A 16,033-nucleotide genomic window follows, 5' to 3' on the forward strand; every position below is an offset into this window, starting at 1 on the left:
GCGCTCCGTCACCCCCCGGCAGCGGAGACGGGTCCCGACCTCGGCGCCGTGCCCAGGTGAACGCCGACCCGCCTGACCATCAGCGTCATCTCGTACGCGATCTGCCCGACATCGGAGTCGGCGTCGGCGAGCACGGCGAGGCAGCTGCCGTCTCCGGCCGCCGTGACGAACAGGAAGGCCTCGTCGAGCTCCACGACGGTCTGCCGGACGGTTCCCGCCTCGAAGTGGCGTCCCACGCCCTTGGCGAGGCTGTGGAACCCCGAGGCGACGGCGGCCAGGTGCTCGCCGTCCTCCCGCGTCAGGTCCTTCGACGTGCCTTTGGCCAGGCCGTCGCCGGACAGCACCAGTGCTTTGCGGATGCTGCCCACGCGGTCGACCAGTTCGTCGAGGAGCCAGTTCAGCTCACCTGCCGCGCCCGTCGGGCCGTTGTGTGCCGTAGCGGCGTGCGGTGTGGTCATCGACCGTCCCCCTCAGATGTCGTTCCTGATCCGGTGTCCCCGGCGGACCCGGTGTCCTCGCCTGTGTGGGCCCTGCCGCGCTGCCAGCCGCGCTGGAGGGAGGCCATACGGGACCTCACCTCCTCGGCATCGCGCTCGGGTTCGATGTCCGCGGGCCGGGTGTCCTGCCCGGCGCGCGGTACGGGATCGGCCTTGAGCTGCGGGGCGAGGCTGGCTTGCCGTACCCGGCGGGGCAGCCCTCCCCCGGTCGTTCCGGTGGTCTCCGCGGGCTCGGGTCGTTGCTGCTCGCTCCGGCCCCTGGGGCCCCGTCGGTCCCGTCCTCCGACCGGCCGGCCGTGGTCGGACACCAGGACCGGCGGGCGGCGGCGGGGCAGCGGCACCAGGCCGTCGGGGCGCACCTCCTCGGGCCCGCCCGTGTCGCGGGTCTGCTCGTGTCCTGCACCGTCGTGGGCCTGCTGGTGCTGCTCGCCGGGGACGGGGGCGGCCGGGCCGGGGACGGGGGCGGCCGGGCCGCGCCACGGCTCGACCTCGGCGGGCCGTTCGCGCCACGCGTCGCTCCTGCCGGGCCTTCGTCCCCGCCACAAGGCGCGCTCGCCCGGCCCGCCGCGGAAAATGAGGCCCTCGTCGTCGTCCCCGTCGAGGGCGGAGACGGGCGCTTCCAGCTCCACGGGGCCGTCGATCACGGGCGCGGGGCCACTCCCCCCGGCCATGGGTACGGGGACCTGGGCGAGCGCGGCGAGCCTGCCTCCGGCCGGTTCCCGCTCCCCCGTCTCCTCGCCCGGTTCCCGGCCGTCTGGCGACTCCCCGGCCGGGGAGTCGGTGAGGAGAGCCGCGGGGATGAAGACGACCGCGGTGGTGCCGCCGTAGGGGGAGGTCTGCAGCGAGACGCGTACACCCTGGCGCCGGGCGAGCCTGCTGACGACGAACAGACCGAGCCGGTCGGTGTCGGAGAGCTCGAACTCGGGGGTCTCGGCGAGCCGGAGGTTGGCGTCCAGCAGGGCTTCGGGGGGCATACCCAGGCCGCGGTCGTGGATTTCGAGGGTGAAGCCGTTGGCGACGCGCTCTCCGAGCACCTGGACGCCGGTGTGCGGGGGCGAGAAGACGGTGGCGTTCTCGAGGAGTTCGGCGATGAGGTGGGTGAGGTCGGCGACGGCGGGCCCGGTCACGGCCATCCGGGGCAGCCGGCGCACCTCGACCCGCTCGTAGTCCTCGACTTCGGCGACGGCGGCGCGGACGACGTCCATCAGCTGGATCGGTCTGCGCCACTGCCGGGAGGGGGCGGCCCCGGAGAGGATGACCAGGCCCTCAGCGTGCCGCCGCATGCGGGTGGTGAGGTGGTCGAGCTTGAACAGGTCGGCGAGTTCCTCGGTGTCCTCGGTGCGCCGTTCCATGGCGTCGAGGAGGGTGAGCTGGCGGTGCAGCAGGACCTGGCTGCGGCGGGCGAGGTTGACGAAGACCTCGGAGACGCCGCGCCGCAGCTCCGACTGCTTGACGGCGGCCTCGAGCGCGGCGCGCTGCAGCGTGTTGAGCGCCTTGCCGACCTGGCCCATCTCGTCCTGGCCGTACTCGAGGCGCGGAGCCTCGGTCTCGACGTCGACCTCCTCACCGGCGGCGAGGCGGCGCATCACGCTGGGCAGCCGTACGCCGGAGACCTCGTGGGCCTCCTTGCGCAGCTGGGTGAGGTCGCGGACCAGGGCGCGGCCGATGCGTACGGAGACGATGAGCGAGACCAGCACGGCGGCGAAGCCGAGGACGCCCGCGACGGCCGCCTGGATCAGGACGTCGATGGCGACCGGCTGCGCGCGGTCCCGGTAGCTCTCGCCCGCTTCGGTGCCCATCCGGTCGAGATCCTTGAGGACGGTGCCCGCGGTGGCGTTCCACCGCTCGGCGTTGACGTCGTCCAGGGCGTGCTGGGGACCCGCGTCGATGACCCGGTCCTCGGTGGATCTCAGGTCGAGGGTGTCGGGGCCGTTCCAGTACTTCTCGAACTCGGCGCTGTCCGTGGTGGGGAGCACCGGCAGGTTGGTGGTGTAGAGGAGTTTGCGGTTGGCGACGAGGTCGGAGAAGGACCGCAGATCGCGCTTGCTCATCCGGCCGGCCGCGAGTCCCGAGGCGAGCAGGGCGTCCTCGCGGGCCAGCACCTCGCGGGCGCGGGTGATGCCGACCAGCGCGCGGCCCTGCTTGTCCATGTCGGCGTCGTCGAGGGCGTGCAGGGCGCTGAGGAAGTCGAAGGCGGGGTCGATGAGCGAGTTGTACGCGGCGAAGGCGTACGGGCGGGTGACCGTGCCCTCCTCGACCTTGCGGCGCAGGGTGTCGAGGCCGGCCAGCCCGTCGAGGAGGTTGTCGAGGCGGGAGTCCGAGTCGGATCCCATGCCGTCGCGTACGTCGTCCTCGCGGGAGTTGGCGCGCAGCAGCTCCACGGCCCTGTCGGTGGCGCGCTCCTGGGCGTGGAGCCGGGGCAGTCCGTCCGACCTCCGGGGGTCCGCGAGGTAGACCAGGGTCTGCCGACGCTCCTGCTGGAGAGCCTGGACGGTGTCCTCGGCCGGAAGTCCGACCTGGTCCGCGATCTGGGCGGTGTCCAGAAGCTGTTTCGCTTCGCGGCCCGTGATCACTGTCGCGAAGGCCCAGATGGAGGTGAGGGACACCAACGGCACCAGAAGCAGCCCCACGATCTTCCTGCGGATGGACTTCCCGCGAAAGCGCATGGCCTCCCCTACGTCAACCCCGGCGCGCGGGGGCGGTGTTCCGATTCCGATTCCGATTCCGTTTCCATAAACGGCGCGAGCCTACTACTGCTCACCTGTCATCTCTAAGACCTGTCCGGCCGTTCGCCCGAGCATCGCAGACGCCTCATCCGGAGTTGTCCAATGATGACCGGACATCACATCCTTGCTCGTGGGCCATACCGTCCGGCCGGTCTTCGCGTTCGACCCCACGTTGGCCGGAAAGACACGTCCGCCGGGAACTTCGGGTCTCCTCCCATTCGTGATCCTGGTGAGGGGAGTGAGGGTGGATGGACACCGAACCGGACATCGGGGCACCGGACATGACCGGTCGCGGGGGCAGCGGTGACGAGAGGCGCGGGGAGAGGCGCAGGGGGCTGTGGACCGAGGAGCCCGCTGTACGGCCGCGGATGCCGGATCCGGTGCGCGCGGCCGCCGTCCGGGCCTGGATCATCGTCGCCGTGACGCTGATTGAGGCCATGGTCGCGTTTCTCTGCACGCTGGCGGGCTCGTGGTTCGCCTTCCCCGCCGTGCTCAGTACGGTCGCGAGCACCGTCGTGGCCACGTGGAGCGTGCTGGACGTGTGGGTGACCCGGCAGGTGTGGAACCAGCGGAACGGCGTGGTGTCGGAGCCCAGCAGCACGGCGCGGGCGCTGCGGCGCGAACGGCGCAGGGCCCGGCGGGAGGCCCGCCGGGCCGAGCGGTCGCGGCCACCGGGGCGGCGGTTGTCAGAGGCCTGACGCACCGGTGTCATCCGAGGCGCCGGTACGCTCCGCGGCGGCCGTGTCGTCATCAGCGGGCGGTGTACTCCGCCGCGGCGTCGAGCAGCCAGTCGGCCAGGTAGCCGGCGAAGGAGGAGCGCACCAGCACCCAGTAGCCCGGCTTGTGCGGATCGCGTGCCACCAGCACCACCTGCGCGCGGGCCAGTGTGGTCTGCGCGCAACGGTCCGCTCCGAAGGACCGGGGGTGCAGGTCGAGGGAGCAGCCGTGGGCCAGCAGGTCCCGGGACCGGGGACCGGCGACGAGCAGGGTGGTGCGCTGCGCCGAGACGTCCACGACAGTACCCCCTGCTTCCCCGGCCCCTTCCCCGGCCCCGACTGCCGCGCGCAGCCGCACCTCGAGGTCGTGCCGCGACGCCGGGGGTCCCACGACGAGCCACTCGTCGGGCCCCAGCCACAGAGCCGCCAACTCGCCGCCGTGCACGACGGTGTTGGGCTCCACCGGGAGCTGGAGTCCCAGCGAGAGCCCGACGGCGTCCGCTGCGGGGCCCTTGGGGTCGAGACGCACGGACATCTGGGTGAGGAAGGGAAACTCGGCCAGGCGCAGTGCTCCGCCGGAGGCGCGTGTCGCGGCGGCGAACCGTCCGGCAGCGTGCACCAACGGGCTGCGGCGGGGGGCGGATGGAGCGCGGGCAGTGCTTCCAGCGCAGGCAGCCATGTCGGCGCAGGCAGCCATGTCGGCGCGGGCGGCGATGTCAGCGTGGGCAGCGATGTCAGCGTGGGCAGCGGTCTCAACCATCGCGGCGTGCCCCCTCGGGGTCGTAGAGAACAGGGCTTGCGACCGTCACGGGGACCAGCTCGCCCCCGACCGGCGCGTACAGCCGGTCGCCGATCCGGTCCCGGCCGCCCTTGATGAGGGCGAGGGCGAAGGTCCGGCCGAGCGCCGCGCTGCGATAGCTGGAGGTGACGTGTCCGAGCATGGGCACCGGCGGCTCGGGGTGGGGGCACTCCCCCTGGCTTCGCCATGGGGAGGTAGCTGGGGGATGTTCTCCGGCGATCAGGTGCGCGCCTTCGGGCAGCAGGGTGCCGGGGTCGTCCGGGAGGAGGCCGACGAGGTGCTTGCGGTCGGGCCTGCTCGTGTCGGCGCGGGCGTACGAACGCTTGCCGATGAAGTCGCGCTTCTTCTTCGACACCACCCAGCTCATCCCGAGGTCCTGCGGGGTGACGGTGCCGTCGGTGTCCTGGCCGACGATCGGGTAGCCCTTCTCGGCCCGCAGGACGTGCATGGTCTCGGTGCCGTACGGCGTGATGCCGAGCGGGCGCCCCGCCTCGTACAGGGCCTCCCACAGCGCGATCGCGTCCCACGGCAGCACGTTGATCTCGTACGCCAGCTCGCCGGAGAAGCTGATCCGGCACACCCGTGCCGGGATTCCGGAGACGGCCGCCTCGCGCCAGGCCATGAACGAGAAGCTCTCGGCGTCCACGTCCAGTCCGGGGGCGAGGCCGCCGAGCACGTCGCGGGAGCGGGGGCCGACCAGGGCGACGGTGGCCCACTGCTCGGTGACGGAGGTGCAGTGCACGCGCAGGTCCGGCCACTCCGTCTGGAGCCACTCCTCCATCCAGTCGAGGACGGCCGCGGCGTTGCCCGTCGTGGTCGTGGCCACGAAGCGGTCCTCGGCGAGCCGCATGACGGTGCCGTCGTCGAAGACCATGCCGTCGGCGCGGCACATCACGCCGTAGCGGATCATGCCCACCTTCAGGGTGCTCATCATGTTGGTGTAGAGCCGGTCCAGGAAGACACCCGCGTCCGGTCCCTGAACGTCGATCTTGCCGAGCGTCGAGGCGTCCATGAAGGCGACGCCTTCACGGGCGGCACGGCACTCCCGCTCCACCGCCGCCGCCATGTCCTCGCCGTCCAGCGGGTAGTACCACGGCCGCTTCCACTGCCCGACGTTCTCGAACAGCGCCCCGTGCGCGAGGTGCCAGTCGTGCAGCGCGGTGACACGTACGGGGTCGTGCAGCGCACCGCGGTCCCGGCCGGCCAGCGTGGCGAAGGCGACCGGGGCGTACGGGGCGCGGAAGGTCGTCGTACCGAGCTCGGCGACGCCGACGCCGAGCAGCTGCGCGACGACGCCGCTCGCGAGCACGCCCGAGGTCTTGCCCTGGTCGTGGGCCGTGCCGGCGGTGGTGTAGCGCTTGACGTGCTCGACCGACCGCATCCCCGCACCCGTCGCGCGGGCGAGGTCGGCGGCGGTGACATCGCGCTGGAGGTCGACGAAGGAGCGGGCGGGGTCCGCTCCGGGGACGAGCCACAGGTGCCCGGCGGGCGAGGACGGCTCTTCGGGGACCTCGGGGAGCGGAAGCGATCCGGGAGTGGTGAAGCCCTCGGCCTCGACGGCGCGGGACCCGGCGGCCGCGCCGTCGGCCAGGCACCCCGGAAGGTCGAGGACACCGCGTGCGGCACCGGCGGCCTCCACGGCCTGGCGGCAGGTGTCCGGCACGAACGAGCCGAGTGTCTCGTCGTACCGAAGCCGCCCGCCCGCCTGGCTGAAGAGGTGGACGACGGGGTTCCAGCCGCCGGAGACGAGGAGGAGGTCTGCGACGAACACGCGGGCCGCCGCGGGGCTTTGGCCGGGTGGAGCGACGGTGAGCGACGAGACCCGCGGCTCGCCCGCGGTGCCGGTGACGGCGTAGCCGTGCAGCACCTCGATGCCCGCCCGTGCGGCGCGACGGGCCCACTCCCCCGCCTCCGGGCGGGTGTCGACGACCGCCGCGATGCCCACGCCGGCGGCGGCGAGGTCGAGTGCGGCGGCGTACGCGCTGTCGTTCGTGGTGAAGACGACCGCGCGGCGGCCGGGGAGCACGCCGTACCGGACCGCGTACGTACGGGCGGCTCCGGCCAGCATGACGCCGGGCAGGTCGTTGCCCGCGAAGGCGAGGGACCGCTCGTGGGCGCCGGTCGCCAGCACGACCCGGCGGGCGCGGATCCGCCATACGCGCTCGCGCGAGACATGAGCGGAGGCCAGACCGCCGAGGTGGTTGGTGCGGCGCTCGACGGCGAGCACGTAGTTGTCGTCGTAGTGGCCGACGACCGTGGTGCGGCGCAGCACCCGTACCTCGGCCGCGACGTGGAGCTCGGCGCTCACCTCCGCGGCCCAGCCGAGCAGTTGGGAGGCATCGGCGGCGCCGAGCAGGCTGCCGCCGGGCTCGGGCTGCTCGTCGGCGAGGATCACCCGGGCGCCGCTGCGGGCGGCCGCTGCCGCTGCGGCGAGACCGGTGGGCCCGGCGCCGACGACGAGCAGGTCGCAGTGGGCGTGCACGGAGTCGTACCTGGCCGGGTCCGGCTCCGTGGCCAGCCGTCCCTGCCCCGGCAGGCTGCTCGCCTCGAGCCCGTCGTACAGCTCGACCGTCGTCGCGGGCAGCATCGGCTCGGGGAAGGGGGCCTCGATCTGGACGACGGCGTTCGGCTCCTCGCTCCCGGCGGCGAAGATCCCGCGCGGGCGGCCGAGTCCGACGCTCGTGCCGGTGGTGTGGACACCGTTCGCGAGCAGCGCGGACGCGAGCGTGTCGCCCCGGTAGCCCTCGTAGCGCACACCGTCGAAGCGGAAGGTCAGCGGCTCATGGCGCGCGACCCGCCCGCCGGCCGGCAGCCGGAACTCCTGCGCGGTCATGAGATCACCGGCCTCGGCTCGCCGATGCGGTAGACGGCGAGAATCTCGTTGGTCCCCGTGTCCCGGACGGCGTTGAACCAGCGGCGGCAGCCGGCCGCATGACTCCACCGCTCGGGGAAGGGCCCCTTGGGGTTGTCGCGGAAGAACAGGTAGCGGGCCCACTCCTCGTCGGTGAGGGCCGCGGGGTCCTCGGGGTAGGGCACGTGCGCCTGACCGCCGTAGTGGAACTCGGCCTCGTCGCGAGGCCCGCACCAGGGGCATGGGATGAGCAGCATTCGCAGGGCTCCTCGGTGTTGTTCTTCGCTCGCCTCGGCGGTGCGGTTCAGTGGGCGACCGCGGCCGCGCCGTGCTCGTCGACGAGCGCGCCGGTGGTGAAGCGCCTCAGCGAGAAGGGGGCGTTCAGCGGGTGCGGCTCGTCGTGGGCGATGGTGTGGGCGTAGGCCCACCCGGCCCCCGGCGTGGCCTTGAAACCGCCGGTTCCCCAGCCGCAGTTGAGGTACAGGTGGTCCACGGGGGTCAGCCCGACGATGGGTGAGGCATCGGGGCTGACATCGACGATCCCGCCCCAGGTACGCAGGACGTGGGCGCGGGCGAAGGCCGGGAACAGCTCCAGCGCCGCGGCCATCTGGCGTTCGATGATGTGGAACGCGCCGCGCTGCGTGTAGGCGTTGTACGCGTCGATGCCCGCTCCCATGACCAGTTCGCCCTTGTGGGCCTGACTGACGTACACGTGCACCGCGTTCGACATGACGACCGTGGGGTGTACGGGCTCCAGCAGTTCGGACACCAGAGCCTGCAGCGGGTGGCTCTGGAGGGGCAGGTCGAAGCCCGCCATCCCGGCCAGCACCGAGGAGTGTCCCGCCGCGCACAGCGCCACCCTGCCCGCCGCGATCGGGCCGAGCGAGGTGCGCACCCCTGTCACCCGGCCACCCCGCACGTCGATGCCCGTGACCTCGCAGTTCTGGATGAGGTCGACTCCGGCGGCGTCGGCGGCGCGGGCGAGGCCCCAGGCGACGTGGTCGTGTTTGGCGATCCCCGCGCGCGGCTGGTACGTCGCCCCCATCACCGGGTAGCGCACGTCCGGCGAGATGTCGACGATCGGGCAGACGTCCTTGACCTGCCGCGGGTCGAGCCATTCCGCATCGACTCCGTTGAGGCGGTTGGCCTCCACGCGGCGCACGCCGTCCCGTACGTCCTGCAGGCTGTGCGCGAGGTTCAGCACACCGCGCTGGGAGAACAGGATGGGGTAGTCGAGATCGTCCTCGAGCCCCTCCCACAGCTTCAGCGCGTGCTCGTAGATGCCGGAGCTCTCGTCCCACAGGTAGTTGGACCGGATGATGGTGGTGTTGCGGGCCATGTTGCCGCCCGCGAGCCAGCCACGCTCGAGGACCGCGACGTCGGTGATCCCGTGGTTCTTCGCGAGGTAGTGGGCGGTGGCGAGGCCGTGTCCGCCTCCGCCCACGATGACGACGTCGTACGAACTCCTGGGCTCGGGTGTGCGCCACAGCCAGTCGGGGTGCTCGGGAAGGGCGGCCCCCGGGGTACGGGTCTCCATGCGCTTGTGCCTCCCCTGGTCAGCCGCGCAGGCGGGTCATCGACGGGTCGACAGCGGCTCTTCGGCGACGACCGCGGGGATGCGCTGGTCGAAGTAGCCGATGTGCAGCGTGCGGCCGGGCGTGGCGAGCCCGGCCGGCAGCCAGGCGTAGGCGATGCCCTTGCCGATCGTGTAGCCGTACGCGGCGCTGGTGACGTAGCCGGCGCAGGCGTCGCCGTCGTACACCGGCTCCTTCCCCATCACCACGGCCCGTGGGTCGTCGATGGTGAGGCAGGTGAGCCGGCGGCGTACGTCGGCCTTGCGCCGCTCCAGGGCGGCCTTGCCGATGAAGTCGCCCTTGTCGAGCCTGACCGCGAAGCCGAGTCCGGCCTCGTAGGGGTCGTGTTCGTAGGTCATGTCGGTGCCGAAGGAGCGGTAACCCTTCTCCAGGCGGAGGCTGTTGAAGGCGCCGCGCCCGGCCGCGATGCCGCCGTGAGGCCGCGCCGCGTCCCAGAGCGTGTCCCACAGCTTCAGCCCCATGTCGGCGGTCGTGTAGAGCTCCCAGCCGAGCTCGCCGACGTAGCTCAGGCGCATCGCCGTGACGGGGACGGCGCCGATGTGGGCGCGCTTGGCGCGGAAGTAGCGCAGCCCGTCGTTCGAGAAGTCCTCGTCGGCGAGCGGCTGGAGGACCTCGCGCGCCTTGGGTCCCCACAGGCCGATGCAGCAGGTGCCCGGGGTGATGTCGCGGACGGCGACGGAGCCGTCGGCGGGCAGGTGCCGGGTGAGCCAGTCCAGGTCGAGGTTGCCGTTGGCGCCGACCTGGAAGCGGTCGGGCCCCAAGCGGGCGACGGTGATGTCGCTCCGGATGCCGCCGTCCTGATCGAGCATCAGGGCGTAGGTGACGGAGCCGACGGACTTGGCGACGTTGGCCGTGGTCATGCGCTGCAGGAACGCCGCCGCTCCGCGGCCGGTGACCTCGAGCCGCTTGAGGGCCGTCATGTCGTACATCGCGACGCTCTCGCGGGTGGCCAGGGCCTCGGCGCCGACGACGGGCGACCACATCCGTGCGGCCCAGTCGTTCGGCACCGGGATGTCCCAGCGGGCCAGGAGGGGCTCGTTGGCGGAGTACCACTGGGGCCGCTCCCAGCCGGACGCCTCGAGGAAGTAGGCGCCTCGCTCCCGCTGGCGGACGTGGAACGGGCTGGTGCGCAGCGGCCGCGGGGCGCCGGGCGGCTGGAGCGGGTGGATGATGTCGTAGACCTCGGCGAAGTTCTGGCAGTCGCGCGCCAGGACGTAGTCGGGGGCGAGTTGGTGCGGCTCGAAGCGGTTGACGTCGCACTCGTGCAGGTCGAACGAGGAGCAGTGGCCGTCGACGAGCCACTCGGCCATGGCGCGGCCGACGCCCGCGGAGTGGGTGACCCAGACGGCCTCGGCCACCCAGAAGCCCTTCACCTCCGGGGATTCGCCAAGGAGCGGAAGACCGTCGGTGGTGAAGGAGAAGAGCCCGTTGATGCCCTCCTCGACCTTGGACTCCCGGGTCGCGGGCAGCAGCGACTGGGTCTCGGTCCAGGCATCGGCGAAGTCGTCCTCGGTGAACCGCAGTACGGAGGGCATCGGCCCGGCGGAGTCGACGGGGGCGATGTCGTCGGCGGCGACGGGCATGGGGCGGTGGCCGTAGGAGCCGATGCCGAGCCGGTCGAAGCAGTCGCGGTAGTACAGATCGGCGTCCTGGTGGCGCAGGATCGGGCGGACTGCCTCCTGTGCCTGCCCGGCCAGCGCGGGGACCGGTCCCGTCCACGCCAGCTGGTGGGCGAGCGGCGTCAGCGGAAGGTTCATCCCGGCCATGCGGGCGACCTTGGGGCCCCAGATGCCGGCACAGCACACGACGATGTCGGCGGGGATGTCGCCCTGGCCGGTGACGACCGCGCTGACGCGGTCACCGCTCTCGTCCCCGCCGTCCGTACGGATGTCGAGGACCTCGTGGCGGGCGAGGAACCGTACGCCGCGGGCCGTGGCGGCGCGGATCTGGGCCTCGACCGCGAGCACGGCCTTGGCCAGGCCGTCGGTGGGGACGAGCAGCCCGCCGAGCACCCGCTCCCGGTCGACGAGCGGGTGGCGAGCGACGCACTCGTCCGGGCCCACCAGCCGGGCCTCGACGCCCCATGAGGTGATCCAGCCGTGCCGGCGCCGGAGTTCGGCCAGGCGCTCGGGCGTGGTGGCGATCTCGAGACCGCCCACCTGCAGGAAGCAGGGTTCTCCGTCGACGTCGAGGGAGCAGAGCTTCTCCACGGTGTAGCGGGCCAGCTCGGTCATCGTCTTCGAGGGGTTGGTCTGGAAGACCAGGCCCGGGGCGTGGGACGACGAGCCGCCGGTGGCGGGCAGCGGGCCCTGGTCGACGACCGTCACCTCGGTCCAGCCCCGGGAGGACAGTTCGTCGGCCAGCGCCGCTCCCACGACGCCGGCGCCGATGATGACCACTCGCGGTCCCGCCATCGCCACCCCTCCAACACCACACCGGTCCGGTTGCTGTGAGCGCAACATGCATCAGGTTGCGCAACTCACAGTGCCGGTCGCCCCAGGTCGTGTCAAGAGGGAGCGTTGCGCCGGGAACAGCGGCCTGCTAGAGGCCGGCCACAGGCCGGAAAACAGCCGTGCCCGGCGGGCTGACACAGCAGCCCGCCGGGCACGGAAAAACTTCCGCCGACCTCCCTGATCAGCCCTTCCCGAGCCAGGAGTCGACCTTTTCGCGGTTGGCCTCGACCCACTTCTCCGCGGCCTTCTCGGGCGACATCTTGTCCTGCGCGATGTACTGCGCCACGAGATTCTGGTCCTCGTTGGTCCAGGTGAAATTCTTGACCAAGTCGTAAGCGGGGCTGCCGGATTCGGCGAACTTCTTGCTGACGATCTTGTCCAGGGCGTATTCGGGGTAGTCGCAGGCGACCTTCTCCGGGTCGGCGTCGCACCCGTCCTTGTACTCCGGCAGATTCACCTTGACGAGCTTCAGCTCCGAGAAGAGCCACTGGGGTTCGTAGAAGTACCCGAGGACCGGCGTCTTCTGGGCCTCGGCCTTACGGAACGCCTGGATGAGCGCGGCCTCGCTGCCCGCGTACACCACCTTGTAGTCGAGCTTCAGATTCTTCACGAGAGCGCCGTCGTTGGTGACGAAAGACGGATCCCCGTCCAGCAGCTGCCCCTTGCCACCGGACTCCGAGGTCCGGAACAGCTTGGCGTACTTGTCGAGGTTCTTCCACTCGGTGATGTCCGGGTACTTCTTGGCCATCCACGGCGGCACGTACCAGCCGATGACTCCCTTGTTGCCCGTCTCTCCCGCGGATACGGCCGTCTTCTGCTGCTCCATGTATTTCTTCTTCAGGTCGGGGTGGCCCCAGTTCTCGACGATCGCGTCGACCTCACCCGTCCCGAATCCCTGCCAGGCGACCTCTTCCTTGAGATCCTTCTTCTCCACCGTGCACCCGAGGTCCTTCTTCGCGACATAGGCGATGACGGCCGCATTGGCCTCATAACCGACCCAGGGATTGATGGCCAGATTGAAGGTGCCGCACTCTCCGGCCTTGCCGCCTCCGGAGCCGGACTCGCCGACCTTGGCTCCGCCGCAGCCGCTGAGCACGAGGGCCAGCGCCGCCAGGCCTGCCAGTCCGCCGCGCCGAACCGCCGCCGCCGGCCCTGCTGTCATGACGTTCCTCACCACGTATGTCCTGCCCTTCTTGCGTCAGCGCCCGTGCGGCGCTCTTCCGGCCCGGTGCGCCGCCGCCTGCGTGATGCGGTCGAACATGACACCGAGCAGCACGATGGCCAGGCCTGCCGCCAGGCCCTTGCCGTACAGCTGTCCCTGCGAGAATCCGGCGACGACGTCGTAACCGAGGGCGCCGGCCCCGACGAGACCGCCCACCACGACCATCGACAGCACATAGATCAGGCCCTGGTTGGTCGCGAGCGTCAGGGACGTGCGGGCCATCGGCAGCTGCACCTTGGTGATGATCTGCCAGCTGCTCGAGCCGGCCGCTGTCGCCGCCTCCACCGTGGTCGGCGGCACCGCGCGCACCCCATCCGCGATGATCTTGATCGTCACCGGGGCCGCGTAGACGATCGCGGCGACGATCGCCGTGAAGCGGCTGGCGCCGAACAGGGCGAGGAACGGCACGAGATAGACGAAGGGGGGCATGGTCTGGCCGGCGTCGAGGACGGGCCTGATCAGCCGGTCCACCAGGGTGCTGCGCCCCATCCACACGCCCACGACGACGCCGAGGGCCAGCACGATCACCGTCGCCGCCAGGCTGGAGGCCAGCGTCGTCATGCCGTCCCGCCACAGGCCGGAGGCGACGATCAGCCCCACGCACACCGCAGCGGTGACGCCCGCGCGCCACCCGCCCAGCAGCCCGCCGACGGCCACCAGCACCGCTCCGACCAGCCACCACGGGGAGCCGGTCAGCAGCTCCTCGAACGGATTGAGCAGCAGCGTGGTGGTGACATTCCGCAGGGCTTCCGTCACCCCGGCGAGGCTGTCCTGCGCCCACGCGGTCACGGAGTCCGCCGTACGGGCGATGGCGCCGCCCAGGTCGACGCCGCCGGGGAACTCCGCCGCCCAGACGTAGGTGTGGGACAGCCATACGCAGACGGCGGTGGCCGCACCGCCGGCCAGCAGCAGCGGACGCCGCCACGTCCGGAAGCGGCCGCCCTTGCGCCGGGCTTCCTCGACGCGCACGCTGGCCGCGGTCGTCACCCGGTCGAGCACGATGGCCATGACGACGATGGCGAGTCCGGCGTTGAAGGCGACGCCCACGTCGAGGGTCTCAAGGGCCTTGATGACCGTCTTGCCGAGCCCCGGCGCGTCGATCAGCGCGGCGATGGTGACCATGGACAGCGCCGCCATGATGGTCTGGTTCACGCCCAGCACGATGGTGCGCTTCGACATGGGCAGCAGCACTTTGAGGAGCGTCTGCCGCCGGGTCGAGCCCATCGACTCCGCCGCCTCGACCGTCGTCTCGGGAACCCCGCGGATCGCGTGCGCGGTGAGGCGTATGGCCGGGGGCGTCGCGTAGATGAGCGTGGCGATGGTGGCGGAGGCCGGGCCGATGAGGAAGAACAGCGTCAGCGGGGCCAGGTAGACGAAGGTCGGCATCGTCTGCATGAAGTCGAGCGCCGGCGTGATGAGGCGGTTGACCCGGTCGGACAGTCCGGCCCACACGCCGAGCGGGATGCCGATGAGGAGGGAGACGAGCACCGCCGCCACCGTGAGGGCGAGGGTGTCCATGCTCTCCTGCCACAGCCCCTGAAGGCCGAGGAGGACGAACCCGGCGACGGCGAGCGCCGCGACCCGCAGATTGCCGAAGGCCCACGAGACGTACCCCGCGACGGCGACGACGCCCAGCCAGCCGACGACGGGGACCGGCCGGCCGTATCCGGGCTGCGAGATCAGGGCTTGGATGAAGGTCACGAGATTGTCGATGACCAGCCGGATCTCGTTGAAGAAGTAGAGGAAGACCGGGTTGCTGTTGCGGTTCGCGCCGATGGCGTCGTTGATCTCGTTGAACTCGCGGTGCAGCGGGGTCAGTTCCGCGGTACCGAGGGGGAGCGTATGGGTCCCGCGCAGCAGGAGCCACAGCACGACCCAGCTCGCGAGGACGGCGGCCGCCGCGAGCTTGCGGCCCCCTCTCAGCGGCGCGGTCAGGCGCGCCGTCGTCTCGGCGAGGGCAGCCACTACTCCCCGCCCTCCGCACCCGCGACGACCGCGAGGATCTCCTCGTCGCCGACGATGCCCAGCAGCTTCCCGTCCTCGACGACTTTCACGGGCTTGTCGGCGGCGAGCACGGCACGCGTCGCCTCGCGGACCACGACGTCCGGGCCCAGCTCCGGCCCGTCGAGCGGGTCGTCAGGCTCGGCGGGGCGCATGATCCAGCGGAGTGTGAGCACCCGCGAGCGCGGTACGTCCGAGACGAAATCCCGGACGTAGTCGTCGGCGGGTGCGCCGACCAGCTCGTCACCCGTGCCGCACTGGACCATCTGGCCGTCCCGCATGATCAGGATCCGGTCGCCCAGCTTGAGCGCCTCCGACAGGTCGTGGGTGATGAACACCATGGTCTTGCCCACCTCGCGGTGGAGCCTGATGACCTCGTTCTGCATGTCGCGGCGGATGAGCGGGTCGAGCGCGGAGAACGGCTCGTCGAAGAGCAGGACATCGGGGTCGACCGCGAGGGCGCGGGCCAGTCCGACCCGCTGCTGCATGCCGCCGGAGAGCTGGTCGGGGTAGGAGTTCTCGTTCCCGGCGAGACCGACGAGCTCGATGACATCCATGGCCCGCTTTGTCCGTTCCGCCCTGTTTGTCCCGCGAATTTCGAGGCCGTAGGCGACGTTGTCCAGGACCCGGCGATGCGGCAGCAGTCCGAAGTGCTGGAAGACCATCGAGAACTTGCGCCGCCGCAGCTCGCGCAGCCGCTTCTCGTCCGCGCCACGGATGTCCTCGCCCTCGAAGACCACCTCGCCCGCCGTCGGCTCGATCAGCCGGGTGAGACACCGGACCAGCGTCGACTTACCCGAGCCGGACAGACCCATGACGACGAAGACCTCGCCGGGCGAGACGTCGAACGTGACGTCCCGGACGGCCGCGGTGCAGCCGGCCCTTTCCATGAGCTCGCGGCGGGAGAGACCGCGGAGCTCGGGCGAGCCCGGCACCTGTGCGGCGGTCTTCGGTCCGAAGACCTTCCACAGCCCGCGCACGGATATGACCGGGGTGGTGCCCTCGGACGCGCCCCGCTGCGGCGGGCCTTGTGTCTCGGTGGCAGTCACGATCGACCTCTTCCTCTGATCGGCTGCACGCAGCGGCGGCGCGCCGCGCTCCCCCTCCGCCGTCCGCGGAGGGGGTCTCGTTGCGTATCACGCATCGGTTTTCTGGAGTCGGAACACCCTCACC

General features: G+C 71.5%; 8 protein-coding genes and 2 pseudogenes. 1 reads left to right on the forward strand and 9 read right to left on the reverse strand.

Annotation, left to right across the window (positions count from 1 at the left end):
* Positions 1-8: 8 nt before the first annotated feature.
* Positions 9-458: a roadblock/LC7 domain-containing protein gene (locus tag ACTWQC_RS22090; protein ID WP_443317511.1), complete on the reverse strand. Its 450-nt coding sequence runs from the start codon at positions 456-458 to the stop codon at positions 9-11.
* Complete coding sequence (locus ACTWQC_RS22095; protein WP_443317512.1) at positions 455-3,163, reverse strand: nitrate- and nitrite sensing domain-containing protein; 2,709 nt, start codon at positions 3,161-3,163, stop codon at positions 455-457. The genes ACTWQC_RS22090 and ACTWQC_RS22095 overlap by 4 nt, the downstream gene beginning before the upstream one ends.
* 308 nt (positions 3,164-3,471) lie before the next feature.
* On the opposite strand from ACTWQC_RS22095, the gene ACTWQC_RS22100 reads away from it, so the two are divergent.
* Entirely contained in the window at positions 3,472-3,921 is a 450-nt protein-coding gene (locus ACTWQC_RS22100; protein ID WP_443317513.1) for a hypothetical protein, read from the forward strand.
* Positions 3,922-3,973: 52 nt separating this feature from the next.
* On the opposite strand, the gene ACTWQC_RS22105 is transcribed toward ACTWQC_RS22100, so the two are convergent.
* The 7 genes and pseudogenes from ACTWQC_RS22105 to ACTWQC_RS22135 form a co-directional block, all read right to left on the reverse strand.
* Positions 3,974-4,618 (reverse strand): sarcosine oxidase subunit gamma, encoded by a 645-nt coding sequence (locus ACTWQC_RS22105; protein ID WP_443317587.1) that lies wholly within the window; start codon positions 4,616-4,618, stop codon positions 3,974-3,976.
* Between the two features lie 73 nt (positions 4,619-4,691).
* Positions 4,692-7,846, reverse strand: a pseudogene (locus ACTWQC_RS22110) (sarcosine oxidase subunit delta family protein).
* A 47-nt stretch (positions 7,847-7,893) separates the two neighbouring features.
* Positions 7,894-9,126, reverse strand: a complete 1,233-nt coding sequence (locus ACTWQC_RS22115; protein WP_443317514.1) for a sarcosine oxidase subunit beta family protein — start codon at positions 9,124-9,126, stop codon at positions 7,894-7,896.
* Positions 9,127-9,145: 19 nt separating this feature from the next.
* Positions 9,146-11,598, reverse strand: a pseudogene (locus ACTWQC_RS22120) (GcvT family protein).
* Positions 11,599-11,818: 220 nt separating this feature from the next.
* Positions 11,819-12,799, reverse strand: a complete 981-nt coding sequence (locus ACTWQC_RS22125; RefSeq protein WP_443317515.1) for an ABC transporter substrate-binding protein — start codon at positions 12,797-12,799, stop codon at positions 11,819-11,821.
* Between the two features lie 36 nt (positions 12,800-12,835).
* Positions 12,836-14,782, reverse strand: coding sequence for an ABC transporter permease (locus ACTWQC_RS22130; protein ID WP_443317588.1), 1,947 nt, complete (start codon positions 14,780-14,782; stop codon positions 12,836-12,838).
* 41 nt (positions 14,783-14,823) lie between these two features.
* Positions 14,824-15,912: a quaternary amine ABC transporter ATP-binding protein gene (locus ACTWQC_RS22135; protein WP_443317589.1), complete on the reverse strand. Its 1,089-nt coding sequence runs from the start codon at positions 15,910-15,912 to the stop codon at positions 14,824-14,826.
* Between the last annotated feature and the right edge of the window lie 121 nt (positions 15,913-16,033).

This window comes from Streptomyces sp. 8N616 (genome assembly GCF_052246385.1).
Lineage (GTDB): Bacteria > Actinomycetota > Actinomycetes > Streptomycetales > Streptomycetaceae > Streptomyces.

Excerpts from the sequence above, each read along its gene's own strand:
- ACTWQC_RS22095 (WP_443317512.1), bottom strand. The coding sequence starts at position 3,163 with ATGCGCTTTCGCGGGAAGTCCATCCGCAGGAAGATCGTGGGGCTGCTT.
- ACTWQC_RS22115 (WP_443317514.1), bottom strand. The coding sequence starts at position 9,126 with ATGGAGACCCGTACCCCGGGGGCCGCCCTTCCCGAGCACCCCGACTGG.
- ACTWQC_RS22100 (WP_443317513.1), top strand. The coding sequence starts at position 3,472 with ATGGACACCGAACCGGACATCGGGGCACCGGACATGACCGGTCGCGGG.
- ACTWQC_RS22105 (WP_443317587.1), bottom strand. The coding sequence starts at position 4,618 with ATGGCTGCCTGCGCTGGAAGCACTGCCCGCGCTCCATCCGCCCCCCGC.
- ACTWQC_RS22090 (WP_443317511.1), bottom strand. The coding sequence starts at position 458 with ATGACCACACCGCACGCCGCTACGGCACACAACGGCCCGACGGGCGCG.
- ACTWQC_RS22125 (WP_443317515.1), bottom strand. The coding sequence starts at position 12,799 with ATGACAGCAGGGCCGGCGGCGGCGGTTCGGCGCGGCGGACTGGCAGGC.